Origin of the sequence: Kitasatospora sp. NPDC093102 (assembly GCF_040683915.1) — a bacterium.
In the GTDB taxonomy this organism is placed as follows: Bacteria; Actinomycetota; Actinomycetes; order Streptomycetales; family Streptomycetaceae; genus Kitasatospora.
Genome location: NZ_JBFBFA010000026.1, coordinates 37879 through 63751 on the forward strand (window position 1 = coordinate 37879; position 25873 = coordinate 63751).

Here is a 25873-nt window from a genome sequence, read left to right on the forward strand (position 1 = left end):
GGCGTCGCCGCTCAGTGATCGCGGGCCGGCAGTTCCCAGAGGGCCTCGCAGAGCAGCAGGTCGGTGACCGACTGGGGCAGCGTCTCGTCGATCTCCAACTCCTCCCAGGTGGTGACCAGGAGGTACGCCGGGCGGCAGGCCAACGCGTCCAGGGCACGGATCGAGATGACGGTGACGGCGCCCGCGACGGCGGCGAACACCAGGGACCAGCCGGCGCTCATGAGGTCCACCCCAGCGCCTGGACGCCGCCGGTGATGGCGGTGACCAGGTCCCGGGTCGCGCTGCGCAGGCCCAGTCGAACCGCCCCGGTCACCGGAGCCAGCTCGCCGAGCCCCGAGCGCACCACCGGTGGGGGGTCCGCCAGCCGCTCGCGCAGCTCCAGCCGCAGCGACTCCAGCAGGGCCCGGTCGTCGGGTCCGGCATCGCAGCCCAGCACGATCAGCTCGATGTCCGTGCTCAGCGTGATCGGCGTCAGGCAGTCGGCCAGCCGGCCGGCCACCTCCTCGGTGGAGTACCGCGTGGTGGTCAGCAGCGCGGGCCGCGCCCCCCGGTGGAGCCGGCCGTTCAGCACCAGCCCGACCCCGCCCGGCTCCGAGGCGCGGACGTACGCGAGGTGGTCCACCCGGCGCCCGGCCGCGCCGTGCTCGTACTGCTCGTACTCGCCGAGGGCGCCGAGCTGACTGCCGCGCAGGACGACGGTGGGGACGCCGAGCCGGTCCTCCAACGGCTCGCCGAGCTGCGCGGCGCAGGAGAGGCCGACCACCGTCAGGTAGAGCCGGGAGCGGTCCAGGCCCGCCCTCGCCAGCAGCCGGTCCAGCAGCAGTTCGCACTCGGCGGCCGGGTCGGCGGGCCGGGCGGGGTCGGCCGGGAGGGTCTCGGTCAGTCGCACCGAGCCGTCGAAGCCGGCGAGCACCGCCCGGGAGCCGGCCGGCCCGATCTCCACGCCGGCCAGGTGCACCGCCTCCGGGCTGAGCGTGAAGTAGACGGCGGGATGGCCCACGCCGCGGCCGCGCGCGCTCCCCCGGACGAGGCCGTGCTGGAGCAGCTCCTCCAGCAGTCGCGAGGCGGTGGGCTTGGACATCCCGGTCTCCCGGGCGATCTCGGCGCGGGAGACCGGGCCGCGGGTGCGGATCAGCTCCAGGGCCAGATGGAGGTTGTGCGCCCTGGTCAGGGTGTGGGTGGCGCCGGCCAGGACCTTCATGGGAACACCTCTCATCGGGGGGCCGTCCACCCGTGTCACGAGCTCGGTGAGACCTGCGGTTCACCGGACGTCCACATCCGCCCCGCCGAGCGGGGCCGAGCGGGGCTGAACGCGCCGGGTGCCGGGCGCCGTCACTCACCATGGACGCCGACCCACGCGGCGCCCGACCAAGCGAGGGCGTCGTCCGCGGCGCCCTCCGGAGCAGTGAGGCGGGAACACGGGGATGACCACACTGAACGACCAACCGACGGGCCTGGGGCCCGAGTTCGCGGTGGCGAGGGTCTTCGACCACGTCGACCCGGTGGCCGGACCGGGATTCGCACCGGACCACCCGAGGATCGAGGACCTGGACGTCCTCGGCACCGTCGCCGACTACCTGAAGTCGGGCACCGAGGTGCTGATCACGCCGATGCTGATGGAGGACGTGGTCGATCCGGGGCGCGGCGGAGTCGTCCCGATGAACTTCCGCACCGACGGCCGGTGGATCTGGACCGACACCGTGACCTACTACCTGGAGCACCACGGCCTCGCCCCCGACCCGGGGCTCCTGAGCCACGTACTGGACGGCGACGGCGAGCGCCCGTCGCCGGACGAGTCGACGCTGGAGCGGGCCGCGAACTTCATCCTCAGGCCCGCCGAGACCCCGGAGCAGGAGCCGGTCTGGGCGCCGGGCGACGGCCGGCTCGGGCACTGATCCGCCGGCCTCGCCGGTACCGTGCCGATCCGCCGGCGGACCGCTCGTTGGCGGGGACTTGGTTTCGCATTGGCGCCGTTCGTCATGATGTCCGGTCATGGCGGAGGACCGCCGTGGAACCGAGCGCGGGAGTGGATGAGATGCGGACCAACGGCGCCGACGAGGGGCGGGCGGCGCGGCCGAAGGTGCTGCTGTGCGGGCCGCCGCCCCGGCTGGACGCGCTCGCCCGCCGACTGGAAGCCCGGGGAACGGACGTCGCCCGCGGCGAACTCCCGGGCCCGGTGCCCGACCTGGCCGGAGTCGCCCTCGCCGTGCTCGCGGTGTTCCCCGACGAGGACCCGGTGGCCGAGGCCACCGTCGAGCGGTTCTGGGCCGACTGCCAGGCCTCGGACGTACCGGTGCTGCCCTGGCACGTGCGCGGGCCGGTGAGCGTGACCGGCCCGCTGATGGACCGCGACGCCGCGCTCTGCCCGCCGTGCCTGGGCGCCGCGCTGGACCTGGCCGGCCCGGCCCCGGACGCCGCCGAGGACACCGCGGCAGCCCTCGCCGGTCAGCAGGAGCAGCTGTACGGCGAAGTCCTGGCCATGCTGGAGGGCCGCGCCGCGCCCCGCGTCCGCGCGGTCCGCCTGGACACCCGGACCGGCGCGGCGAGCGAGGGGCTGCCGATGGCCCGCCCGGACTGCACGGTCTGCCGCCCGCACTCGGCCCGCCCCGCCGGATCGGTGCCGAGCGCGGCCGAGGCGGAACTGGAGGAGCTGCTCGCCCTCGTCGTCGGGTACGAACTCTCCTGCACGGGGCCCGGAACGCCCGCCGCGCCGGATGCGGCGCAACCTTCGGCCCGCACCCTCGACCGGGCGCAGGACCGCCCGGCGGCGCGGCTGCCGCTGCCCGAACGGTTCCGCTACTCCCGGGCCCTCGCCGAGCCTTCCGGCCCCCGGCAGCTGCCGCGCCGGGGCTCGGTCGGCGCCGACCACCTGGCGCTGCTGCTCGCCCGTACCGTCGGCCTGCGGGAGGAGTTCGCCGAGCCGGCCCCGTTCACCGTGCACGTCGCCGTCCGGGGCATGCCCGGGATCGAGGACGGCTGCTACGACTACTCGGCGGACGCCCACGCCCTGCTGCGCGCCGGCGCCGGCAACACCACCACGGACGAGCTGATCGGGGGCTCCTCCGGGGCGCTGCTGGTCTGCACGGCGGCCCCGGCCCGGCTGGCCGCCCGCTACGGCGCGGGACTGACCCGCTCGGTGATGACCGAGACCGGCGCGGGACTGGCCCGGCTGGTCGGCTCGGCAGCGGCCCTGGGCCGGCGGATCGAGCTGCTCGACAGGCTCGACACCGAGGACCTGACGGGCCTGCGCGTGGGGCTGGGGCTCGATCCCGACCGGGTCCGCGAGCCGATCGTCGCGGTGGTGCGGATGTCCGCGACGCCGGGCCGGCCCGATCCGCTCCCCGCCCCGCCCCCGGCCGTCCCCGCCGGGCGTCCGGGCCGCGTACCGGGCGCCGTCCTGCCGCTGCCGCCGGACCGGGACCGCCTGGTCGCCGGCCTGGTGACCGGCGCCGCGACGGTCGGCGTCCCGCAGCCGGTGCCGGAGCGCTACCGCGTCGGCCACGGGCTGCCGGTGCCGTCCGAGGCCATGCCGCCGGACACCCCGCCCCGGCTTCCCGCCGCGCTCACGCTGACCATGCGCCGCCAGGTCCAGGCCTTCGCGGACGTCCCGCTGCCCCAGCGGGTACTCGTCGGGGGACTGCCGAAGGCCCTGTGGAGCGACGCCACCCTGCACCCGGGCGAGGCCGCCGCCGGAAACGGCCTGGAACTGCTGGTGCTGGCGCGCAGCGTGACCGGCGTCCGCCCCGGTGTGTACCGGGTGGCCGGGGAGGGGCCCGGGTGGCGGTGGCTCGGGGAGTTCTCCCAGGAGTGCTGGCAGGACGCCACAGGAACCCCCGGGCACGCCCGGGCCGGGGCGCTGCTGGTGGCGGTCGGCAGCATCGCGGCCGCGACCGCGCGGCACGGTGTGCGCGGCTACGGGATGCTGCTGCGGCGGGCCGGGCTGGTGGTGGAGACCGCCTGGCTGTCCGCCATCGCCCGGGACGCGGTCGGCGCGCCCCTTCCGGTCGCGGCCCTGGGCGGTGCGGTCGCCGGGCTGAGCAGCCTGGACCCGTTCACCCGGCGGCCGCTGACCGGCGTGATCCTCGGCCGGGAGGAGGGCGCGGTGGTGGACTGAGCGCCCGGGGCGGGGGGCTACGAGAGGGTTCGCGAACAGGTCCGTACGGAAGTCCGAAGACCGCTGAACCGGAGGTGGGAGCACCGCCGTTAGCTCGGTCACACGGGGCCCGACGACCCCGTGATCCCCCGAGAAACGGAAGTTCGCGACATGCGCCTGTTCCGCTCGCTGGCGGTGGCCGCTGCCACCGCCCTCGCGCTCGCCCTCCCCGGTGCCACGACCGCCTCCGCGGCCACCGCGGGCTCCCCGGCCCAGCCGACGTACTACGTGTCCTTCGGCGACTCGCTCTCCCAGGGCTACCAGCCCGGTCTCGGCGACACCTCGCAGGGCTACGTGGACGACGTCTACGCCGCGCTCAAGCTGACCCACCCCAAGCTGCAGCTGGTCAAGCTCGGGTGCAGCGGCGAGACCACGGTCACGATGATCAACGGCGGCAAGTGCTCCTACGGCTCCTTCGCGAGCCAGCTCGCCGCCGGCGAGGACTTCCTGAGCCGCCACCAGGGCCAGGTGGCCTACCTGACCCTGAACATCGGCGGCAACGACGTCAACGCCTGCGCGGCCGGCGGCACCGTCGACATGGCCTGCGTGCCGGCCGCCCTCCAGACCGTCGGCACCAACCTGACCGGCATCCTCCAGCGCCTGCGTGCCGCCGCGGGCACCAGCACGCCGGTGTCGGCGGGCATGGGCACCCACGACCCGCTGCTCGCCGCCTGGCTCTCCGGCCCCTCCGGCCAGACCCTGGCCCGGCAGTCGGTCCAGCTGGTCGGCACCTTCAACTCCCTTGAGCAGCAGGTCTACCAGGCCGCCGGATTCCGCTGGGCCGACGCCAACGCGGTCTGGAACACCGACGACTTCGACCACAGCCTGCCGGTGCCCGGCTACGGGACGCTGCCGCTGAACGTCGCCGAGATCTGCCTCTTCACCACCATGTGCACCGCCAACGACCTGCACCCGAACCCGGTCGGGTACGGGCTGATCGCCGCCGCCTTCCTGAAGGTCATGGGCTGACCGCGCCGGGCCGGGGGCGGGCGGCCGCCGAGTCGCCCGGCCCCACCCCGGCCGCGCTGATCCGGCGGTGCTGATCCGACCGGGCCCTCCACCCCGTCGTCACCCGTGAGAACCCCGACCGATCCGAAAGGCCGACCATGCCGACCGCCGTACGTCGGACCGCCCGCAGCCGACAGTTCCCCAGCGCGCACCAGCCCGGGCGGATCCTGCCCGAGCACGAGTGGCTGCCGTCCGCGTCCTGCCGGGTGGTCGATCCCGAACTGTTCTTCCCGTCGGGGCGGGAGACCGCCAGCCGCGCCGACGAGGAGGCCGCGAAGCGGATCTGCCGGGGGTGCCCGGTCCGCGAGCCCTGCCTGGCGGTGGCGATCCGGGGCCAGGAGCAGATCGGCGTGTGGGGCGGGATGACCACCGCCGAGCGGCGCCGGCTGGCCGTCGAGGCGCGCCGCCTGCAGACCCTCGGACAGGAGGAGGCCGGGCGGCTGCTGGCCGGGGAGGCCGTGCCGGTCGCGGCCACCAGCCGCCCGGCGGTGGTGTTCCATCTGGTCTCCGCCGGCTGGCAGGAGGCGGCCATCGCGGACGCGATGGGCCTGAGCCCCGACTCCGTCCGCACCCTGCGGAACACCGCCGAGAACGCCGCCGCGTTCCGCCACCTCGTCCCGGCCGTCGACGAGGAGGACGAGGCCGAATCGTTCGGCGCCGCCGCCTGAGTTCCCCGCCGGACGGCCCGTGATCGAACCCGTTGTCCGGATCGCCCCGTATCTTCTGAGGCGGCCAGGTGCCGCCGTACGTCACATCTCGATCGACAAGAGGTCTGACATGAAAGCGATACAGGCGTTAACGAGGCGGTTTTCAGGCAATGGCGACGAACTGGACGGATGCACTCGGCCGGCTGATGAACTTCGGCAAGTCGAACAAGGACGTCGGGGGCTGGTACGAGTGGTTCATGGGGGCGGCGTCGGGCACGCCGTTCCCGAAGGTCGATCCGCGACGGCTGGCGGATGCCGCCGTGAGGGTGCGGGCCGCCGGGGTCGGGCTGAACCAGGCCGGGGCGGTGTTCCGGAAGGGGGCCGTCTCGCTCACCCGGGACCTGGCCGGGAGCGGGGCCGGCACGGCCGCGGGTGCGATGGTCGCCGGGGTCGGTGAAGACGTCCAGGGGTGCGGCTCCTCCCTGGCCGAGGGCGCGGACCTCCTGGAGGAGCAGGCCGCCCAGATCGACTACGCGCAGTGGATGATCCGCTGCCAGGTGGTGACGGCCCTGTGGGCGATCGCCCAGCTGGCCTGGGCGTGCGCGACCTCCGCCGGGGCCTCCGCGCTGCTCATCCCCGAGGTGGTCGCCGGCACCCGGCGTTCGCTGGGCGAGACCGTGGAGGGGCTGCTGGTCTCGCTGCGCGGCGCCGCACTGTTCGGCGCGGTCCAGGACGCGGGGATCCAGGCGGTCGAACTGGTCGACGGGACCCGGCGCCGGTTCGACGCCACCTCGTTCGCGATGTCGGTGCTCGGCGGCATGGCGGGATCGCTCGGCGATGTCGCGGGCCGCGGGCTGGCCGGGGAAGTGGTCGCGCCCGGGCTGCTGCGGAAGGCCGCAGGCGGCGTCCTGGGCGGCGTGGCCGGAGGCGAACTCGGCGCCGTGCTGACCACCGGCGTGCAGGGCGGGCCCTGGACCGCGGAGACCTTCACCACGGCGGCCGGCCTCGGCGGCGGCCTGGGCCTGGTGGGCGGTCTGCGCGAGCACTTCACGGTGGTGCCGCACGCCTTCCTGCCCCGAACCGCGCCGCACGGTGGGGAGCCGGTGGTCGGGACGGTGCACGAGGCCCTGACCTACCACCCCGCGCCGCCCCCGCACGGTGGGGCGCCCGAGCCCACGGCGGTACGGGACCACGCGATGCTGCCGGCCTCCGAGCACGAGGCCCAGCCCGGGCACGTGCCCGTCCCCGAACCCGGGCACGTGCCCGGTCCGCCGGAGCACGTCGCATCGTCCGGGCACGCGGAGGAGGCCGCCGCAGCCGCCCCCGGACCGACCCACGGCGAAGGGGCGCTCCAGCACCCGGGCACGGACGAGGACCGGTTCACCCGGCTGTCGACCACCCCCGCAGTGGACCCGAGCCTGCCCTACCGGGGCGCAGATGCCCGCGTGGGCAACCCGCACTGGCCGCTCGCGGTGGCGAAGGCCAGGGAGAACCCGCTGGTCGCGGAGGCCGACGCCGTGTCGGGGGCCGAGGCGCACCGGTGGTGGAAGGCGCTGCCCAAGGGCCGCCAGGAGGCACTGACGACCATGGCCAGCGGCGTCGCCGACCTGAGGGCCGGCGGCCTCGCGACGCAGCACGAGGTCGACACCTTCAAGTACCGCCTGATGCTGGCGGGGGAGCATGCCGCGCACGCCACGGGGCACCCCACGGAGGGTTCGCCGACACTCGCCGAGGTCATGGCCCGCGACCTCAAGGGCAAGGCCGTCGACGGGCCGGGGGCGACGTACTCCCCGGAACGGAAGGAGGCCTGGACGGCGGCCGCGGAGGTCTTCGCCACCGCGTACGACCGGCCGCACTGGGGAGCAGCCGGGGCGGACGACGGCCCCGATCCGTCGGCGCCCGCCGACCACGCGGCCGACGGTCAGCCCGAATCCTCCAGGGCGGGCGGGAGTTCGGAGCACGGCCTGGTCCTCGACGCGGTTGCCCTTCCCGCCCCGGAGCCCGACCTCACGCCGGACCGGGTGCTGAGCGACGGGCGCCGGGTGGACGTGAGCGGGCGCGGGGGGACCGGCAAGCGGCTCCCGTTGACGATCCACGCCGACGACGTCGGCCATCAGAACCTGAAGGAGGTCCTTGACAGCGGCGTCCGGATGATGGTGCCGGACGGCCTGGAGATCGAGATGCTGAAGCGACGGCTCGACCCGGGGGATCCGGAGTACCGCCCGGAATGGGCCGGGCTGACCGAGAACCAGGCCTGGGCTCTGCTCGGCGCCGAGCTCCGGGGAGCCGAGCACCACGGCCGCGACCGCCAGGCCGCCATCCACCGGATCGGTCAACTGAACTCGGAGTTCGGGACCAGTTACCCCGTGGACGACCCGGTTCAGCTGGAACGCATCGCCGACGCCGCGCACGAGCGTGTCTCGGTCGTGTGGCCGCTGGTCACCAACCTGTCCCTGACCGGGGAGGCGAAGCGCTCGTACTGGACGGACCTCCAGGAGGGCACGAAGACCGTCGGGACGGCCATGACCACAGGAAAGGCCTCCTTCCCCAACACCTGGGAGCTCGGCTCGGGCCATCAGGACCGCGCGCTGAAGGAGAGCCTGTTCGGCTACGGCTCGGTCTTCGAGCTCAAACCGGGCAACGAGCTGGCGGGCTTCGTCGGAGGCTCGACCGAGCCCTTCCTCGCTCCCAAGGACACCGCCGAACCGCCGCGGTACGCGGCGCCGGTGGCGAACTTCCAGTGGGCCGGGAGCCACCAGGAATGGGGCAACGTGGTGATCCAGTGGAAGCCGTCCGTCACCGCCCGCGCCACGTACACCCCCATGAACAGCAGCTCCGCGCTGACGACCGACGGCGCCCTCTCGTACACCGACCGGCAGCACCTCTTCCCGCTGCTGGCCTACGGACCCAGCTTCAACGTCCGCATCGCCCTCGCCGACGCGACGAACTTCGCCCACGACCCCGAGCTGAAGCAACTCGTGAAGGACGACCGGCTCTACGACCCGCCGGCACACATCGTGAACCGCTGGAACTACCAGCCCAACTACTTCGAGAGCCAGATCCACGGCCCGCTCGACTGGAACGACGTCGAGCACGTGGTGGTGAACTGGGGGACGAACCGTCACCAGGCCCTGACGGAGGAGGACGCGCAGACGATGGCGGGCGACCTCAGGGAGTTCGCGCGGACCGTCGGCACCGACGGCAAGCCGGCCTTCCCGGTGGTCATGGGAAAGGAGTTCGGCTATCCCGGCGACGCCAAGCGGCGGGTCGCCCACCACATCCACAAGGTCTACGACCTGCCGTTTTTCCGGGGGGAGCCGTCGGCCCGGGACTTCGCCGTGGCCAGGGAACTGGACCGGCTGGCCTACGGCGGACCGTTCGCACGGCGCGCTCTCCCGCGCGAGCTGTACCAGCTGGCGGTACGGGCCGAGATCATCCCGGGTCGCGCGTTCGCGGGCCTGCGCTCCCTGCAGGCCGAGGTCGACCCGTCCGTCCTGACCCCGCTGTGGAAGCGCGCCCACCGGGCCAAGGAGGTCTTCGGCGACGTCCCCCTGACCCTCCAGAGCCTCGCCGACGCCGGGCTGGTCGGGACGGCGGTCAACCTCGGCGGGCGTGCCTCCCGCAGGCCGGACGCCGGCGTCGGCCAGGGGTGAACCCGATGCCGGGCGGGCCCCGTTCCCTCTGCCGGAGCGACGCCGGTCGCCACGACACAGAAGGAGTGCAGTGATGAGTGAGCTCACCAACCACACCGAGGTCCTCGAACTGGCCGACGAGGACCTGGACGCCGTCGCCGGCGGCGACGGCACCTCGCTGGAGCAGAACCTGGCCGCGCTGTTCCGCAACATCGGCGACCAGATGAACTGCCGCCAGGGCTGACGTCCCCCTCCCGCACCCACCGCTCCGGCCCGGGCCCCGGTCCGGGCCGGAAGAGAGGACCGAAGATGAACGAGACCGTCACCGCCGGTGCGGTCCGGCTCGACGACGCGGAGCTGGAGCAGGTGGCCGGCGGCGCCGCCGCCGTGGCGCCGGTCGTCATCAGCACCGGGCCGATCCCCGAGAAGGAGCGCCACCACCGCCACCACGGGCACCACGGGTGGGCCATCGGGCTCTCGGCCCCGAACGGGTCGTGATGGGCGAGCGCATGGGCGACCCGGGCGCCGTCGAGCTCGGTGACGCCGAACTCGACGCGGTCGCCGCGGGAGGCCGGGGCTCCGGCCCGGAGCCCGCCAACGTCGCGGTCAAGCAGTACGGGACCCTCTTCTCCCAGGCGCACCTGTGGCACGTGCTCCACCACCAGGAGAAGCTGGCCCGCCACTACCACCACAGCTGACGGGCACCCCGAGGCACCACCGTCGGCGAACCCGAGGCGGCGCGGCCCGGCCGGCGCCGCAGGGGCCCGCGGGCCCACCCGAGAGGGCCGAAGCCGTCACCGGCTCCGGCCCTCGCGGTCGTTCCCGGTCGTTCCGAGGCGGCCCGCACGGGCGCCCGTCGGCCCCGCCTGTTTCCGCGTCGACGTCCGTCGTCGACGCCTCCTGTCAAAACCTACGCATTCACCTGGGGAGGGCGGCACGGATGGAATACCGCCGCAATGCGATGGCCCGCCTTGAGCAGGCCGAAGAACTGGACCTGCCGATCCGCCTGGCCGCCACCGGCGGCCGGGCGGCCGGCGTACTGCTGGCCGTGCTGGTGACCGCCGGGACGCTCTGGGCCTTCACCGGCAGCCTGCCGCGCACCATGACCGCCACCGGAGTGATCGCTCCGCCTCCGGCGTCCCGGGCGGCCGGGGAACCGGTGGTCGTGCTGTACGTGGCCAGGCAGGACGCCGACCGGGTGACGGCGGGCAGCGCCGTCTCGCTCGCCGTGCCGGGCGTACCGCCGACCGCACCCGCCGGGCACCTGCGCGGCACCGTCTCGTACACCGCCACCACCGCCGCCGTGCGGGCCGCGGTGACGGCCCAGCTGCCCAAGGACGCGTCGAGGGTTCCCCCCGGCGCGGCCCTGGTCGTGGTGCGGATCCCGGCCGGGCAGGTCTCGCTGTCGAAGGCCCTGCCGCTGAGCGCCTCCGTCCACCTCGCCCCGGTGCGTCCGGTCGACCTGGTGAGCGGATCATGACGGCGACGAAGGAGAAGCCGCGGGCCCGGCGCCCGGTGCGCACCCGCCCCGTCCTCCAGATGGAGGAGGTCGAGTGCGGCGCCGCCGCGCTGACGATGGTGCTGGCCCACCACGGCCGGTACGTCCCGCTGGAGGAGATGCGGCTGGCCTGCGGCGTCTCCCGGGACGGCTCACGCGCCTCGGACCTGGTCAAGGCCGCGCGCGAGTACGGGCTGGAGGCCAAGGGCTTCCGTGCCGAGCCGGAGACGCTCGGCACGCTCCCCACGCCGGCCATCCTGTTCTGGGAGTTCAACCACTTCGTCGTGTACGAGGGCACCGGCACCCGGTTCGGCCGTCCGGCGGTCTTCCTCAACGACCCGGCCACCGGCCGGCGCACCGTCACCCCCGAGGAGTTCGACGCCGCCTTCACCGGCGTGGTGCTGACCTTCACCCCCGGCGAGGGCTTCACCGCCGGTGGCCGGCGCGCGACCGCGCTGACCGGCCTGCGCGACCGGCTGGGCGGCACCCGGACCTCCCTGGTCCTCGCCGTGCTCACCAGCCTGCTGCTGATCCTCGGCGGCGTGGCGATGGCCTCCTTCACCCGGTCCTTCGTCGACTCCGTCCTGGCCGGGACGCACACCGACTCCGCGGCGCCGCTGTTCGTCGCGATGATCGCCGCGATCCTGGCGGTCGGGGCACTGACGGCCGTCCAGCAGGGGAGCCTGGCCAGGATCTACCTGGTCGCCGCCACGTTCAGCCAGGCCCGGTTCCTGTACCACCTGCTGCGACTGCCGATCAGGTTCTTCGCCCAGCGCAGCCCGGCCGAGCTCACCCGGCGGCTGGAGACCAACAACGCCATCGCGCAGATCCTCGCCCGGGACGTGGTCGCCACCGCCGTCAACGCCGTCGTCGTGGTCGTCTACGCGGCCCTGATGTGGTTCTACGACCCGGAGCTGACCCTGATCGGAGTCGGCGCGGCGCTGCTCAACATCGCCGTGCTCCGGGTCGCGATGCGGCTGCGGGAGAGCAGCGTGGCCAAACTCCGCGCCGACCGCGCCAAGTTCTGGGCGGTCTCCTTCGACGGCCTGCAACAGATCGAGACGCTCAAGGCCACCGGCGGCGAGAGCTCGCACTTCGCCCGCTGGGCGGGCCACCACGCCGCGCTGATGGACACCGAACAGCGGGTCGGCGTCTCCGGCGCGCTGCTCGCCACCGTCGCGCCGCTGCTGTCCGTGGTCAACAGCGCCCTGCTGCTGCTGGTGGGCGGCCTGCGGGCGCTGGACGGCCATGTCTCGATCGGCCTGATCGTGGCGTTCCAGTCCCTGTCGGCCGGATTCGTCAAGCCGGTGGGGGAGCTGAGCTCGGTGGCCGGCCGGGTGCAGGACTTCGGGCAGGACGTCGCCCGGCTGCGCGACGTGGAGGACTTCCAGCCGGACCCGAGCTTCGACATCCCCGAGCCCGAGGTCATCCGCCAGCTGGCCGGCCACCTGGAGGTGGACGCGGTGACCTTCGGCTTCAGCACCCGCGGGGCCGCGCTGCTCTCCGACTTCTCCTTCACCGTGCGCCCCGGCCAGCAGGTCGCCCTGGTCGGCGGCTCGGGCAGTGGCAAGTCGACGGTGTCCCGCCTCGTCGCGGGCCTCTACCAGCCCTGGTCCGGGGCGATCCGCTTCGACGGCCGGCCGCGCGAGGAGATCCCGCGCAGCGTGCTCGCCGCCTCGGTCGCCCTCGTCGACCAGGACGTCTTCCTGTTCGAGGGGACGGTCCGGGACAACGTCACCCTGTGGGACCCGTCGATCCCGGACGAGGCGGTGATCGCCGCGCTGCGGGACGCGGAGCTGTACGACTCCGTCTCCCGCCGCCCCGGCGGCATCCACGCCCGCGTGGAGGAGGGCGGCCGGAACTTCTCCGGCGGCCAGCGCCAACGGCTGGAACTCGCCAGGGCACTGGTCAGGGACCCGAGCGTGCTGATCCTGGACGAGGCGACCAGCGCGCTGGACGCGGAGACCGAACTGCGGATCGCCGACCACCTGCGACGGCGCGGCTGCGCCTGCGTGGTGATCGCCCACCGGCTCAGCACGGTGCGCGACAGCAACGAGATCATCGTCCTGGACCGGGGGCGAGTAGTGGAACGCGGCACCCACACGCATCTGATCGCGGCCGGTGGCGCCTACGCGGAACTGGTGCGCAACCGATGACGGACAGCCAGGAGACGACGGACGCGGCCGTGCTGGCGGCCTTCGGCGAGACCGTCGCCCAACCGGAAGTGGCCCTGCTCGGCCGGGACCGGCTGTGGCTGGCGTCGGGAGGCCCGGCCGACCTGTTCGCGGTCGCGGACGGCGGCTGGGGGCGCTGGCGCTTCCTCGGCCGACTGGACCCCGGCGCCGCGCTGCCGAGCTGCCGGCCCGGACCGGGCCACATCCTGGTGCTGCGGATGGAACCGGGCGTCACCCTGCACTGCCTGGACCGGCGCCGGCTGGAGGCCGCCACGGCCCCCGAACGGGCCGCGCTGGTACGGGCGGTGGAGCTCGGGGTGCGGCAGCTGCTGGACGTCGTGCGCGGCAGGGTCGGCGGCGGCCCGGCGGCCGTGGGGCAGCCGGTGGCCATCGGCGCCGGATGCAGCGCCCTGAGCGCCGGGCAGGAGGCCGTCGCGGAGCGGGATCTGCTCTGGATCGCCCTGGGCGGCGGACCGGTGACCACCGGCCAGGGCCGGTTCGACGCCGGGGAGGTCTTCGCCCTGCCCGCGGGGGACGTGCTGCGGACGGACGCGGACGCGGTCCTCGCCGCGTGCAGCACCGACGAACTGCTGGCGGACGGCTCGCTCTGGCCGCATCTGCAAGCCGCCGAACAGCGGGCCCGCTACCTGCTCGACCAGGTCGCCGCCGCCCGGGGCGAGCAGGCCCAGGAGCGGCTGCTCGCGGGCCGGGCGGCCGGTGACGCCGCGCTCGCCGAGGCCCGGGAGCGGCTGCGGCCCCAGCTGGGCCGGGGCGCCGACGGAGCCACGGCCGGTGACGCCCCGGCCGAGCGGCCCGAGGGGCCCGAGGGGCCGGAGGGCGGCGATCCGACGGCCGACGGCGCGGCCTGGCCGGAGGACGCCTCCGAACCCGCCGCGGCGGGCACCTGGGACGAGGCCGTGGCCAAGGTGGCCGGGCTGGTCGCGGAGGCGGCGGGCATCAGCCTGGTCCAGGCCCCGAGCGGCACCGACCGGACGCTCGACCCGGTCGAGCGGATGGCCCTGGCCTCCCGGGTCCGCACCCGCCGGATCCGGCTGGCCGGCCCGTGGTGGCGCACCGACGTCGGCCCGCTGATCGGCCACCTCTCCACGGACGGCCGCCCGGTGGCCCTGCTGTGGCAGCGGGGCGGCTACCGGCTGGTCGACCCCGTGTCGGGGCGCGAGGAACGGGTGACCAAGACGGTCGCGGCCGGATTCGTGCCGGCGGCGACCATGTTCTACCGTCCGATCGGCGACGGCGTCACCAGCACCCTGGGCCTGGTCAGGTTCGGCCTGCGGGGCAGCGGCGCGGACCTGCGCCGGATGCTGGTCGGCGGCGCGACCGGGGCGCTGCTCGGTCTCGTCGTCCCGGTGATGACCGGGCAGATCCTGGGCTCGTTCATCCCGGCCGACGAACCCGGCATGGTGGGCCTGGCCTGTCTGGGCGTCGTCCTGGCCGGTCTGACGGCGGCGGTCTTCGGCGTGGTGGAGAACCTCGCCGTGCTGCGCGCCGAGGGCCGGTTCGAGGCCGGGGTCCAGGCCGGGGTCTGGGACCGGCTGCTGCGGGCCCCGGCGGCCTTCTTCTCCCGGTACACCACCGGTGAACTGGCCGCCAGCGCGCTCGGGGTGAGCCGCATCCGGGACGTGGTGTCCGGGGTCGGGGTCACCGTCAGCCACTCGCTGCTGCTCGGCGCCGCCAACCTCGCCCTGGAGTGCTTCTACAGCCTGCCGCTCACCCTGTTCTCACTGGTCACGGCGGTCGGCGGGGCCGGGGTGATCGGCGTGCTCACCGCCCGCCAGCTGCGCTGGCAGCGCCAGCAGGTCGAACTCGGCAACAAACTGACCGACCGGGTGTTCCAGACCCTGCGCGGACTTCCCAAGCTCCGGGTGGCGGCGGCCGAGAACTTCGCCTACCGGGCCTGGGCCGACGAGTTCGCCCGGAACCGGGAGCTGACCCGCAAGGTCCAGCGCAACCAGAACGCCATGACCGTCTTCGGCGCGCTCTACGTGCCGCTGGCCACCGTGCTGCTGTACGCCCTGGTGGCCGCGGGGATCGGCGGCAGGCTCTCGGTCGCGGACTTCCTCGGCTTCTCGGTCGCGTTCTCGCTCCAGCTCTCGGCCACCGCCCAACTGGCGGGCGCGCTGGCCTCCCTGGGAGCCGTGGTGCCGCTGTTCGAGCGCCTCGCCCCGATCCTCGCCGAGCCCGCGGAGGTCCCCGCGGACCGGGCGGCGGTCAAGGCCCCGGGCACGCTCTCGGGGCGGATCGAGCTGCGCAACGTCTTCTTCAGCTACGGCAAGGACGGTCCGCCGATCCTCAAGGACATCAGCCTCGGCATCGAGCCCGGGCAGTTCGTGGCCGTCGTCGGCCCGTCCGGCTGCGGGAAGTCGTCCCTGCTGCGGCTGCTGATCGGCTTCGAGCGGCCCACGGCGGGCTCGGTGCACTACGACGGCGAGGACCTGAGCGGCCTGGACTCCGCGGCGGTGCGCCGGCAGTGCGGGGTCGTCCTCCAGGAGACCAGGCCGCTGCGGGGCTCGATCCTGGAGAACATCCGCGGCGCGCGCCAACTTCCGCTGTCCGAGGTGCGGGAGGCGGTGGAAATGGCGGGCCTGAGCCAGGACATCGCCGCCATGCCGATGGGCCTGCACACCGTGGTCTCGGACGGCGGCAGCTCCCTCTCCGGCGGCCAGCGCCAGCGTCTGATGATCGCCAAGGCGCTGGTCGGGCAGCCCCGGATCCTGCTCTTCGACGAGGCCACCAGCGCGCTGGACAACGAGACCCAGCGGATCGTCACCGAGAGCACCCGCAAGCTGCGGGCCACCCGGATCGTGGTCGCCCACCGGCTGTCCACCATCCTGCTCGCCGACCGGGTGATCGTGCTCGACCAGGGCCGGATCGTCCAGGACGGCGCCCCCGCGGTGCTGCTCGCCGACCGGGACGGCCTCTTCCACCAGCTCGCGCGCCGGCAGCTGGACATGGACTGAGCTACGGAACTCCGTAGCGATCAGCCCGCTCGCCCGCCGGAGCGTGAACTCCGCACTCCGGCGGGTCCGTACTCCCGGTCGACGGGGGGCCCACCGGGGCCACCCCCCGAACCCGCGGGCGACCGTCGATCGACGGACGCCCGCCAGCACCGGACCGTGGAGGAACCATGACCGTCAGCGTCGAAGCGACTGTGACCGCCCTGAGCCAGCCGCCGACCAAGGCCGTCGGCCCCGCCACGGAGACGGACCGGGACGAACTGGCCCTGGCGGACCAGGCGTTCGACTTCGTGCGGCAGTTCCACACCGAGCAGCCCGGCGCCGGGGACCCGGCCCAGCGGATCCGGGAGGTCCTGGCCGAGATCCGGGAGACCGGCACCTACCGCCACACGGCGGAGGAACTGGCCTACGGGGCCAAGCTGGCCTGGCGCAACGCCGCGCGCTGCATCGGGCGGCTCTACTGGAACAGCCTGGTGGTCCGGGACTTCCGGCACGTCACCGACCCCGCCGGGATGGCCGAGCAGTGTGTCGAGCACCTGCGCATCGCCACCAACGGCGGGAAGATCCGCCCGGTGATCACGGTGTTCGCCCCGGACGCGCCCGGGCGGCCGGCGCCCAGACTGCTCAACCAACAGCTGGTGCGCTACGCGGGCTACCCCCGGGAGGACGGGGGCTGCACCGGCGACCCGGCCGGCCTCGAACTCGCCGCCCGGGCCCGCGCCGCCGGATGGACCGGCGGCCAGGGCCGCTTCGACGTCCTTCCGCTGATGATCCAGCAGAGCCCGGCCGACGCGCCCCACTGGTACCAGGTGCCCGAGGACGTGGTCATGGAGGTGCCGCTCGTCCACCCCGACCACGCCTGGTTCGCCGACCTCGGGCTGCGCTGGTACGCGGTGCCCGCGATCAGCGACATGATGCTGGAGATCGGCGGGATCAGCTACCCGGCCGCGCCGTTCAACGGCTGGTACATGGGCACCGAGATCGGCGCCCGCAACCTCGTCGACGCCGAGCGGTACGACATGCTGGGCGAGGTCGCCGCCCGTCTCGGGCTCGACACCTCCTCGCCGCGCACGATGTGGCGGGACCGGGCGATGATCGAGATCAACATCGCCGTGCTGCACTCCTTCGACGCGGCGGGCGTCACCATGGCCGACCACCACACCGAGTCCGACCGCTTCCTGCGGCACATCGCCAAGGAGATGCGCCAGGGCCGCGAGACCCCGGCCGACTGGAGCTGGATCGTCCCGCCGGTGTCCGGCAGCCTGACGCCCGTCTACCACCGTTACTACGACCAGGTCGATCCGAACACCCGCCCGGCCTTCCTCCTGCGCGAGCCCTGGTGAGGCCCACGTCCCCAGGACGCCGAACACGACGAAGAGCCTCCCCCACCGCTTCCCGAGTTCCAGCGGTGGGGGAGGCTCTTCGTCGTGACGGCCGCTACGCGACCTTGACCGGGAGGCTGACGACCCCGCGGACGGCGTAGCCCGGCATCCACTCGACCTCGTCGAAGGCGGGCTCGATCGTCGGGAAGCGCTCCAGCAGCCCGTTCAGGCAGACCCGGGCCTCCAGCCGGGCCAACGCGGCGCCGAGGCACATGTGCAGACCGTGACCGAAGGAGAAGTGCCTGCTCGCGGGCCGGGTGATGTCGAAGCGGTCCGGCTCGGCGAAGACGGCCCCGTCCCGGTTGGCCGACCCGACGACGCCGTACGCCACGCTGCCCGCCGGGAGCGTCGTGCCGCTGAAGGTCATCTCGGTGAGGAGCGCCCGGGCCACGTAGCCGGACGGGTTGTCGTAGCGCAGGCACTCCTCGACGGCCTGGCCGGCCAGCTCCGGCTGCGCCCGCAGCAGCTCCAGCTGGTCGGGGTGGCGCAGCAGCGCGAGCAGTCCGTTGCCGATCACGTGGGTGGTGGTCTCGTGTCCCGCCGTCAGGATCAGGGCGCAGGTGGAGACCAGCTGCTCATCGGTGAGCGATTCCCCGTCCTCCTCGGCGTGGACCAGGAGGCTGAGCAGGTCGTCGGTGGGGTTGGCGCGGCGCTCGGCGATGAGGCCCGTGAACAGCGCCCGCACGTTGTGCAGGGCGGCGGTCGCGTTGAGCAGACGCTCGCGCGGCTCACCCATCATGGCGGGCAGGGCCATCAGGTCCGTGGACCACTTCTTGAAGGCGGGCAGGTCCTCCTCGCGGACACCGAGGATGTGCCCGATGACCCGCAGCGGCAGCGGTGTGCCGAGATCGGCGATGACGTCGAACTCGCCCTTCGCGGCGCACTCGTCGAGCAGCCGCTCGGTGGCCTCGCTGACGAAGCCCTCCAGGCCCGCGATGTTCCGGGCCGAGAAGGTGCGGCCGACGAGCGAGCGCAGCCGGGTGTGGTACGGCGGGTCGGCGAAGGCCATCATGTCCCGGAAGAAGGCGAGCAGCGCCGCGACCTCCTCCGACAGGTCCTCCGGCATGCCCAGGAAGAGCTCCGCCACCCGGTCGGAGGAGGTCTCACGGGCCTTCAGCAGCGCGCTGACGTCCTCCGCCCTGGTCAGCAGCCAGCCGCCGAAGGGATCGAAGCGGTACACCGGGTCCTCGGCCCGCATGCGTGCGTAGGTCGGGTACGGGTCGGTGAAGAACGCCTTCGACATCAGGTCGTACGGTTCGGTCATGTCCCCTCCATGGTGGAACGGTTCGGGCGGTGGCGATCACCGCCGTCGGCTCTGTCACGGCCGCGGGGCCCCGTAGGCCCGGGCCACAAGGTGCTCGGTGTCCAGTTCCTCGCCGTCGGGCAGCAGGAAGCCGTGGCCGGGATCGAGGAAGTAGGACGAGCCGTGCCGTCCGCCCACGGTGAGCAGACGGCTCAGCGCGAAGAATCCGCCCAGCCGGTCCGCGGGCCGGTGGCCGGCGGCGGTGGCGTGGTCGAGGATCCGGCGGGACCGGACGAGGAGCCCGGACTCCTTCGGGTCGTCCACCAGGACGACCGGCCCGGGGCCGTCGAGGACCTCGCGCACGATCCCGGTCAGGTAGCTCATCCGAACGACGTCCAGGAGGCTCCGGGGCGGCGAGACCCGGGTGGCGAGATCCCACCCCGGGTCGTGGCGGCCGAGGAGTCCGGTCAGCTCCGCGACGGTCGCCGGACGCGTCCCCGGAGCGGGGTGCTCCGTCGCGGGCATGACGGCGCCCAGCTCGTCCGCCCGGGCCAGGCCCCCTACCAGCTCCTGCCGGTCCGGGGGGAGGAAGGCCCGCAGACGACACAGGACGTGGTCATGGAGCAGGTCCGTCCGCTCGTCCACGACCAGGGACAGCGCCCGGAACGTGCGGTCCGTCAGCGCCCCCGCCTCGTGCCACTCCCACAGTTTGAGCAGGTACTGGGTCCTGGGCAGGTCCAGCACCAGGCGGATGCGTCGGCCGTGGCCCAGGGCGCGGACGACCTGGGCCACGGCGCTGCTCAGCCTCGCCACCGTGTCCTGCTCGTAGAGGCTCAGGCGGCCGTCCCACTCGACCCGCCCCACGGGCGCCCCGGCGGGCGCGTCGCCGTGCAGGAAGGGCAGCACCGGACCGGACGGGCTCGACAGGCGCAGCGACCGCCCGCTGAACAGGCAGCTGCCGAAGACGACGACGGTCTCGGCCGGCGGCTCGGCGAGGATGTCCCGCAGCCCGGGGGTGCTCACCCAGAGCCGGTGTTCGGAATCCCCGAGCGATGCGAAGGTCATGTCGAGCCGCCCCGCCTCGTTCCGGCCGAGTCGGCCGAGAGCGGTGGCCGGTACCGCGGTGGTGGAGAGGCTGTCGTGGACCGCCTCGTTGCGCCGCAGGTACCGCTGGGCGATGCGCGCCAGGCCCCGTTCCGCGTTCCCCGCGGGGAGCGCGATCAGCGAGGCCACGCCGGGAACGAGGGTGGGCTCGGCGACCGCCGTCGGATCGAACCGGCTCGTGCGGGCCGGCTCGTGCGGGGCCGTGGACGGCTGGATCAACGTCAGTGCGGCACCCGGGACGGGTCCGGGCCCGGCCTCTGCGGGAGCGACCGGAGCAGCGCCCGAATGCAGGGCGGTGGTCATCGGACCGCTCCCGCCGGTGCGCGGGCCGGCCGGACCCCGCCGATCACGGCGGGCAGTGCCAGCAGGCCGTGCACCAGCAGGTTGTCGCGACGGAGGAGACCGGCCGGATCGGCTCCGGCGAGGAGCGGATCGCGGACGCGCTCGGCGAACTGGGCCAGGAGTTCGCCCGCCGCTTGCCGGGCCAGTGCCGCACCGACGCAGTAGTGCGGTCCGTGGCCGAGGCCGAGGTGGCGGGCGGCGTCGGGGCGCCAGGGGTCGAAGGTGTCGGGCTCGGCGAAGACCCGCGGATCCCGGTTCGCCGCCGCGAGGTTGAGCAGGACGACCGTCCCGGGCGCGACGGGGGTGCGTCGGCCGCCACGGCCGATCGCGGTGGGCCCGGCGGCGTAGCGCACCACCACGTGGGCCGACGGGCACCAGCGCAGCGCCTCCTCGACCACCGGCCCGGCGAACTCGCGGTCCCGGCGCAGGCCCCGCAACACGTGCTGCCCGACGAGCACGGCATGCAGGCAGTTGGCCAGGAAGTGGCCGACCGACTCGTAGGCGGCTTCGGCGACCAGGACGGCGGTGGCGACCAGGGTGGCCCGGTCCGGGGACACCTCGCGCAGGGCACGCAGGGCGTGCGTCAGCGCGGTGCCGGGCAGGTGGTCCAGGGCCCCGTCCACCAGGAGGTGGAAGGCCGTCACCCGCTCCCGGAGCGCGGCCGGGAGCGGACCGGGTTCGGTGCGCAGCAGGACGGTGGCGTCCGCCACCCGGTCGAGCAGGGCCATCACCGCCTCGGCTCCGTCCTCGACCCGCGGTGCCGCGGCCAGCGGCAGGCCGAGCATCGCCCGGGCGAGCTCCCGCGCGATCGGCCGGGTCAGTTCGCGCACGAGGTCGACCTGCCGGGCGGTGCTGCCCAGCGCGTCGAGCGCCCCGCTCACGATCCGCGCCACCTCGGGGCGCAGCCCCTCGGCCGCGCCACCGGCGAGCCCCCGGACGATCGCCCGCCGCTCCGGCGGAGCCGCTCGGTGGTCGGCGAACGCGAACGGTACGGCCCGCACCGAGGCGGGGGCATCGGGCCAGTCGAGGAAGGCCGCACCGGAGCGCTCCGCCAGCCGGTCGCAGTGGGCCTGGTCCGTGGACAACGCGTCGTCCAGCAGCGCCCGTTCACAGGATGCGTGGTCGGAGACCAGCACGACGGCGGGGTCTGCCGAAAGCATCGGCGGTCGGGCCGTCAACTGTCGGTAGTAGGGGAACGGGTTCCGCCGGACGGCCGGTTCGAGCAGCCGGTCCAGCGCCTCCATCGCGCAGTTCACGACTCGACTCTGCCGGACGGCTTCGCCGAGTTCACTGCGGAAACCCGAAGCCTCTCCGGTGGAACCGGGCTGGTCAGGCGGTGGGCCGGACCCGGGGCATGTCCGCGGCCACGGTCGCGGCGAGTTCCAGGTAGGCGTCCCGGGTGCGGGCGTTCAGGTCGTCGAGCTCGAACCCGGCACCGGCGGACAGGTGTTCGTCGAAGGGGACGACGACCACGTCCCGGCATCGGGTGCGGAAGTGGGTGACGACGTCCTCGGTCCGGATCAGCCGGCCGGCCTTGCGCAGTTCGGTGACGACGGTGACGCTGCGCCCGACCAGGTCGCCGTACCCCTGAGCGGCCAGCCAGTCCAGGGTGGTGCTGGCGGTGATCGCGCCGTCCACGCTCGGGGTGGTGGCCACGACCACCTGGTCGGCCAGGTCCAGCACGCCGCGCATCACGCTGGCGAGCAGGCCGGTGCCGGTGTCGGTCAGGATCACCGGGTACTCGCGGCCGAGCAGGCGCATCACCTTGCGGTAGTCGACCTCGTGGAAGGCGGCGGTGACGTTGGGATCGCTGTCGTGGGCCAGCAGCTCCAGCCCGTCGGCGGTGCGCGAGACGAACGGGCGCAGGTCCCGCTCACTGGTCATCGCGGGCAGCGCGGCGACCAGTTCGGCCAGCCGGCCCCGGGGCCGTTCACTGCCGTGCCGGTCCGCGGTGCCGCTGCTGGGGCTGGCGTCGACGGTGATCACCCGGTCGCTGCGGTGGGTGGCCAGGGTCGCGCCGAGCGCCAGGGTGGTCGCGGTCTTGCCGACCCCGCCCTTGAGACTGACCACGGCGACCCGGTAGTTCTGGTGCAACTGGGTCCGGATGGCGGCGAGTTGGGCGTCCTGGCGCTGGCCTCGGCCGACCCGCAGGCCGAACGGCAGGCCGAAGCGCGGGAGCGGGCGGCGCCCGGCGAGCAGGTCGGCGGGCCGCAGCGCCTCCGGCGAGGGCCGGGCGGGGGCCGCCTTCGGGGAGTCGGCGGGCCTGGCCGCCGGTACTGGCGGATCGTCGCGGCGAGCGGTCACGGCGGCGCGCGCGGTGGCCGGGATCAGGACGGTTCCGAAGGTGTCGAGCGGCTCGGACCGTTCGGGGCGCCCGGGAACGACGGGGTCGTCGCCCGGGGCGGCGGTGCGGCGGTCGACCGATGGGACTGTCATGGTTCCGCCTCCTGGCGCGGATCGCCGCCGTACGGCGGGCACGAGTGGAGTGGGGGCACGGATGGGTGGGGGCACGGATGAGTGGGGCACGGAGGGCGGCGGGCGGCCGCCGGGCGCTCAACCGGCCAGCAGGGCACCGGCCTTGGCGGCGGCGTCCTGGAAGGGGGTGAGCGGCGTCGTGCCGTCGGTCTCGGCCCCGACGTAGAGCACCGCCACCGCGCCGCCCTGTCGCAGGACCGCGAACTCGCCGACCGTCCGCGCCCCGGCACCGAGCCTGGGGTTGGCGTCCGGGCCGGGTGCGGTGGCGGTCACCGACCACTGCCAGGGCCCGCGCGGGACGACCGTCGTCGAGGGGAGGGAACCGTCGACGGAGCAGCGGGCGATCCAGGAACCCAGCTGGGACACGGCCTGCTCCGCCCGGTCCGGGGTGGGGAAGCGGGCGATCAGCTCGGCCGCGTAGTAGAAGTGGAGCCGGCCCTCCGGATTCATGGCCTGCCGATAGGTCCGGTAGGCCTCCGTGGTCGCTCCCAGGGCGTCCAGCGGGAGGCGCTGGCAGGGAAGGTCGGAGGGCTCGCCGGGGCCGACGGCGGTCGCCGTCTCCTGCCAGGCCGCCGTTCCGGCGACCAGGGACGGCAGCGCGTCGGCCGGCAGCAGACGGGCGGCGAGGCCGGTCGGATCGTTCGGCGCGGGTGCGGCAGCCGACCCGACGGTGCTGGGAGGTGCCGCCGGGATGAGGAGGGAGGCGGACTTCCTGGCCTGGGTGCGGCCGGGGGGATGCCCGGCCCATGCTCCCGCGGCCACCACGGCGACCAGGCCGGCGGCGAGGACCGCGCCGGCGCCGTACAACAGGTGGTTCTTCATCGGCCCTCCGAGGACGACTGCGGACGCGGGGCCCTCCCGCTCACCTGGGGAACGGAACTTAACCAGCGGCCGGTTCAGCGCCGGCGGCGGCTCCGGTCACCAGCCGCCGGCCGTGGCCGGGGCGTCCCCGCCGGTCTCGGTGGAGACCTGCGCGGGAGCCTGCGGCAGCGGCTCGGGGGGTACCGCGACGGCGGGTGGGCGGGGGAAGGCCCGGCCCCGGGTGGTGGGGCGCGGCGCCGTGCGGCGGGCGGGATCGGGCAGTTCGGGCCGGGGGGCGTTGGGCTGCGGCACCGACCGTGGTGCGGAGCGCGGTGCGGAGCGGCGCACGACGGGGGCGGCCGGTGCGGCCGGGGCTACCGAGGGCGCGACCGGTGCGGCCGGGGGCGCGACCGGGCTGCTGTGCGACGCCGAAGGGGCGGATTGCTGCTCGGCCTCGGCGGAAGGCTGCGGGGCCGGCCGCGCCGACGCGCTGCGCAGCGTGCCGGTGGCGGTGCGCGGAGCCCTGGCGCCGAACAACTCGCCGCTCAGAGAGTCCAGTTGGAACTCGATCTCACGCAACCCGGCGGTGGCGTCGGTGGCGTCCACGGGGAAGTGGAGCATGGCCTCCTCGCCCGGTTCGATCGGCGGCACCACCACTGCGCGGCCGTGTGCCTGCTGGCGTCCGATCCGCAGCAGGCCCGGGTCCCAGGTGTACGGCATCCGGATGCCGTGGTCGAGCAGCGCCGCCCGGCCGGCGTCCGAGATGGCCAGCGCGGGCCGGTCCAGCGCGCGGCGGCTGGTGTTGCGGACCGTCACCGCCAGCAGCCTGGGCTCGGGCGTCGCGGTCAGCACCCCGTCCTCGACCACGCGCATCGAGTCCGCGTCGAGCACCGCCAGCGGCCGGGCGATCCGGAACGGCGCGCCCAGGCGCTCAAGGCGCAGCACCAGGTTGAGCGGCTGCTGATCCCAGTCCCAGTCCCGGTCCTTGCTGTAGACCAGCTGGGTCTCCAGGCCGTTCTCCTCCGTCGGTTCCTGCGGCAGCACCCGGCACTGCGGCTGCCAGCCGCCCTCGGGCGGGGTGTGCTCCAGCCGGAGCTCCCAGGCGGGGGCGTCCATCCGGAAGGACGCCCCCGGCGTTCCCGGCAGCACCGTCGTGCCGGCCGGCCCGACGATCAGGGCGCGCTGCGGCCACAGCCCGGCGCGTACGACGGTGATCTGCCAGTCTCCGTGGAGCGGGACCATGAGTGCTTCTCCGATTCGGGGTGTGCAGTCGGCGGGGCGGGTCGGTACCGGGCAGGTCAGTGGCGGACGGGCCAGCCCTTCTCGTCCAGCGCGGCGGCGAGAGCGGCCGCGTTCGGCGCCGGCACCACGAGGTGCACCCAGCCGAGCTGCTGTCCGAGCGAGTGGTCGATCGAGAGGTCCTCCACGTTGACCCCCTGCCGGGCGACGTCGTCGAGCAGCCGGGCCAGTTCGCCGGGCTGGTCGTTGATCAGGACCGCGACGCTCTCGCACGCGGCCGGGGGAGCGCCGTGCTTGCCGGGTATCCGGCCGCGCCCGTGGTTGCCGCGCCGCAGCAGGTCCGTCACCGTCCGCGCGCCCGAACGGCGCCGGTCGGAGTCCGTGGAGCGCAGGTCGCCCACACCCTCGATCAGGCCGTTCAGGTCGGCGGCCAGCTCGCGCAGCACCTCGACCACCGCGCCCGCGTTGGCGCGCAGTTCGTCCAGGTGTGCCTGCGGGTCCCCGCCGGTGGCGCGCGTGGTGTCCCGCAGGTCGCGCCCCGCGATGCGCAGCGCCGTGGGGTCGGAGTGCTCCAGCCGTCCGGCGAGCAGTCCGGCCGTCAGCCGGGGCGTCTGGGTGACCAGGGCGATCGCGCGGTCGTGCGCGGCCGGCTCCATCACCACCGGCACCGCCCCGCACAGCGAGGTCAGCTCCAGCGCCGCGTTCAGGGTCACGGAGTCGGTGTCCGGGGTGGGGCTGAGCACCCACGGCCGCCCCTCGAAGAGGTCGGGCCGGGCCGCCGAGACGCCCGAACGGGGCATCGCCTCGGTGACCGGGTGCCCGCCGACGAAGCGGGCCAGGTTGCAGGCGGCGGCCGCCGCCGAGCGGAGCGGGCCGAGCTTCACGGAGGTGAGGTCGGTGTACGCGGCGCCCAGGTTGCGGCGCTGGCACTCCGCCAGCACCTGGCCCACCGCGGCGGGGCCGACCGACAGGACCACCAGGTCGACCGTTCCCGGCGGCTCCTCCAGCCGGCCGGCGCCGAGCGAGGCCGCGGTGCGGGCCGCGACCGGGTCGTCGTCGGCGAGGTAGACCGTCAGGCCCTGTGCGCTCAGCGCCAGGGCGACCGAGGTGCCGATGACGTCCATTCCGATGACGGCAACCGTGCGCATGGCGGCGAACGCCTCCTGGTTCGATGGTGGTCCGCCCTCGGGCCGGGCGGCT

General features: G+C 74.5%; 21 protein-coding genes. 12 read left to right on the top strand and 9 right to left on the bottom strand.

Annotation, left to right across the window (positions count from 1 at the left end; all coding sequences use genetic code 11):
* Positions 1–11: 11 nt before the first annotated feature.
* Together AB0O11_RS26665 and AB0O11_RS26670 are read right to left on the bottom strand one after the other, a co-directional pair.
* Positions 12–221, bottom strand: a complete 210-nt coding sequence (locus AB0O11_RS26665) for a hypothetical protein (RefSeq protein ID WP_363391848.1) — start codon at positions 219–221, stop codon at positions 12–14.
* The gene (locus tag AB0O11_RS26670; RefSeq protein ID WP_363391849.1) at positions 218–1201 is read right to left on the bottom strand and encodes a helix-turn-helix domain-containing protein; all 984 of its coding nucleotides are present in this window, start codon (positions 1199–1201) and stop codon (positions 218–220) included. Before AB0O11_RS26670 ends, AB0O11_RS26665 begins: the two co-directional genes overlap by 4 nt.
* Positions 1202–1424: 223 nt before the next feature.
* On the opposite strand from AB0O11_RS26670, the gene AB0O11_RS26675 reads away from it, so the two are divergent.
* From AB0O11_RS26675 to AB0O11_RS26730, 12 genes are all read left to right on the top strand, one after another.
* Positions 1425–1895, top strand: coding sequence for a hypothetical protein (locus AB0O11_RS26675; protein ID WP_363391851.1), 471 nt, complete (start codon positions 1425–1427; stop codon positions 1893–1895).
* Positions 1896–2035: 140 nt separating this feature from the next.
* Complete coding sequence (locus AB0O11_RS26680) at positions 2036–4114, top strand: hypothetical protein (protein WP_363391853.1); 2079 nt, start codon at positions 2036–2038, stop codon at positions 4112–4114.
* 150 nt (positions 4115–4264) lie between these two features.
* The gene (locus AB0O11_RS26685) at positions 4265–5122 is read left to right on the top strand and encodes a GDSL-type esterase/lipase family protein (RefSeq protein ID WP_363391855.1); all 858 of its coding nucleotides are present in this window, start codon (positions 4265–4267) and stop codon (positions 5120–5122) included.
* 137 nt (positions 5123–5259) lie between these two features.
* Positions 5260–5829 carry a WhiB family transcriptional regulator gene (locus AB0O11_RS26690; protein WP_363391857.1) on the top strand — a complete coding sequence of 190 codons (570 nt, stop codon included), beginning with the start codon at positions 5260–5262 and terminating at the stop codon, positions 5827–5829.
* Positions 5830–5978: 149 nt separating this feature from the next.
* Positions 5979–9461, top strand: coding sequence for a hypothetical protein (locus AB0O11_RS26695; protein WP_363391859.1), 3483 nt, complete (start codon positions 5979–5981; stop codon positions 9459–9461).
* Positions 9462–9534: 73 nt separating this feature from the next.
* Positions 9535–9684 carry a hypothetical protein gene (locus AB0O11_RS26700; protein ID WP_363391861.1) on the top strand — a complete coding sequence of 50 codons (150 nt, stop codon included), beginning with the start codon at positions 9535–9537 and terminating at the stop codon, positions 9682–9684.
* 65 nt (positions 9685–9749) lie between these two features.
* The gene (locus tag AB0O11_RS26705; protein WP_363391863.1) at positions 9750–9938 is read left to right on the top strand and encodes a hypothetical protein; all 189 of its coding nucleotides are present in this window, start codon (positions 9750–9752) and stop codon (positions 9936–9938) included.
* Positions 9938–10138 (top strand): hypothetical protein, encoded by a 201-nt coding sequence (locus AB0O11_RS26710; RefSeq protein ID WP_363391865.1) that lies wholly within the window; start codon positions 9938–9940, stop codon positions 10136–10138. Before AB0O11_RS26705 ends, AB0O11_RS26710 begins: the two co-directional genes overlap by 1 nt.
* Before the next feature lie 242 nt (positions 10139–10380).
* On the top strand, positions 10381–10920 hold the full coding sequence (locus AB0O11_RS26715) for a hypothetical protein (protein WP_363391867.1): 540 nt from the start codon (positions 10381–10383) through the stop codon (positions 10918–10920).
* The gene (locus tag AB0O11_RS26720) at positions 10917–13094 is read left to right on the top strand and encodes an NHLP family bacteriocin export ABC transporter peptidase/permease/ATPase subunit (protein WP_363391869.1); all 2178 of its coding nucleotides are present in this window, start codon (positions 10917–10919) and stop codon (positions 13092–13094) included. Before AB0O11_RS26715 ends, AB0O11_RS26720 begins: the two co-directional genes overlap by 4 nt.
* A complete protein-coding gene (locus tag AB0O11_RS26725; RefSeq protein ID WP_363391871.1) occupies positions 13091–16090 on the top strand; it encodes an NHLP bacteriocin export ABC transporter permease/ATPase subunit in 3000 nt (999 codons plus the stop codon). Before AB0O11_RS26720 ends, AB0O11_RS26725 begins: the two co-directional genes overlap by 4 nt.
* A gap of 167 nt (positions 16091–16257) precedes the next feature.
* A complete protein-coding gene (locus AB0O11_RS26730; protein ID WP_363391872.1) occupies positions 16258–17430 on the top strand; it encodes a nitric oxide synthase oxygenase in 1173 nt (390 codons plus the stop codon).
* A gap of 94 nt (positions 17431–17524) precedes the next feature.
* Here the strand turns inward: AB0O11_RS26730 and AB0O11_RS26735 are convergent, their stop codons facing one another.
* The 7 genes from AB0O11_RS26735 to AB0O11_RS26765 all read right to left on the bottom strand — a co-directional run bounded on the left by AB0O11_RS26735 (position 17525) and on the right by AB0O11_RS26765 (position 25821).
* The gene (locus tag AB0O11_RS26735; protein ID WP_363391874.1) at positions 17525–18733 is read right to left on the bottom strand and encodes a cytochrome P450; all 1209 of its coding nucleotides are present in this window, start codon (positions 18731–18733) and stop codon (positions 17525–17527) included.
* A gap of 54 nt (positions 18734–18787) precedes the next feature.
* Complete coding sequence (locus tag AB0O11_RS26740; RefSeq protein WP_363391876.1) at positions 18788–20119, bottom strand: hypothetical protein; 1332 nt, start codon at positions 20117–20119, stop codon at positions 18788–18790.
* A complete protein-coding gene (locus tag AB0O11_RS26745; RefSeq protein WP_363391878.1) occupies positions 20116–21414 on the bottom strand; it encodes a cytochrome P450 in 1299 nt (432 codons plus the stop codon). The genes AB0O11_RS26740 and AB0O11_RS26745 overlap by 4 nt, the downstream gene beginning before the upstream one ends.
* A 73-nt stretch (positions 21415–21487) precedes the next feature.
* A complete protein-coding gene (locus AB0O11_RS26750; protein ID WP_363391880.1) occupies positions 21488–22594 on the bottom strand; it encodes a MinD/ParA family protein in 1107 nt (368 codons plus the stop codon).
* 117 nt (positions 22595–22711) lie between these two features.
* Positions 22712–23455, bottom strand: a complete 744-nt coding sequence (locus AB0O11_RS26755; RefSeq protein ID WP_363391881.1) for a hypothetical protein — start codon at positions 23453–23455, stop codon at positions 22712–22714.
* Between the two features lie 96 nt (positions 23456–23551).
* Positions 23552–24676, bottom strand: coding sequence for a hypothetical protein (locus AB0O11_RS26760; protein WP_363391883.1), 1125 nt, complete (start codon positions 24674–24676; stop codon positions 23552–23554).
* Positions 24677–24732: 56 nt separating this feature from the next.
* Complete coding sequence (locus tag AB0O11_RS26765; protein ID WP_363391885.1) at positions 24733–25821, bottom strand: prephenate dehydrogenase; 1089 nt, start codon at positions 25819–25821, stop codon at positions 24733–24735.
* Positions 25822–25873: the final 52 nt, after the last annotated feature.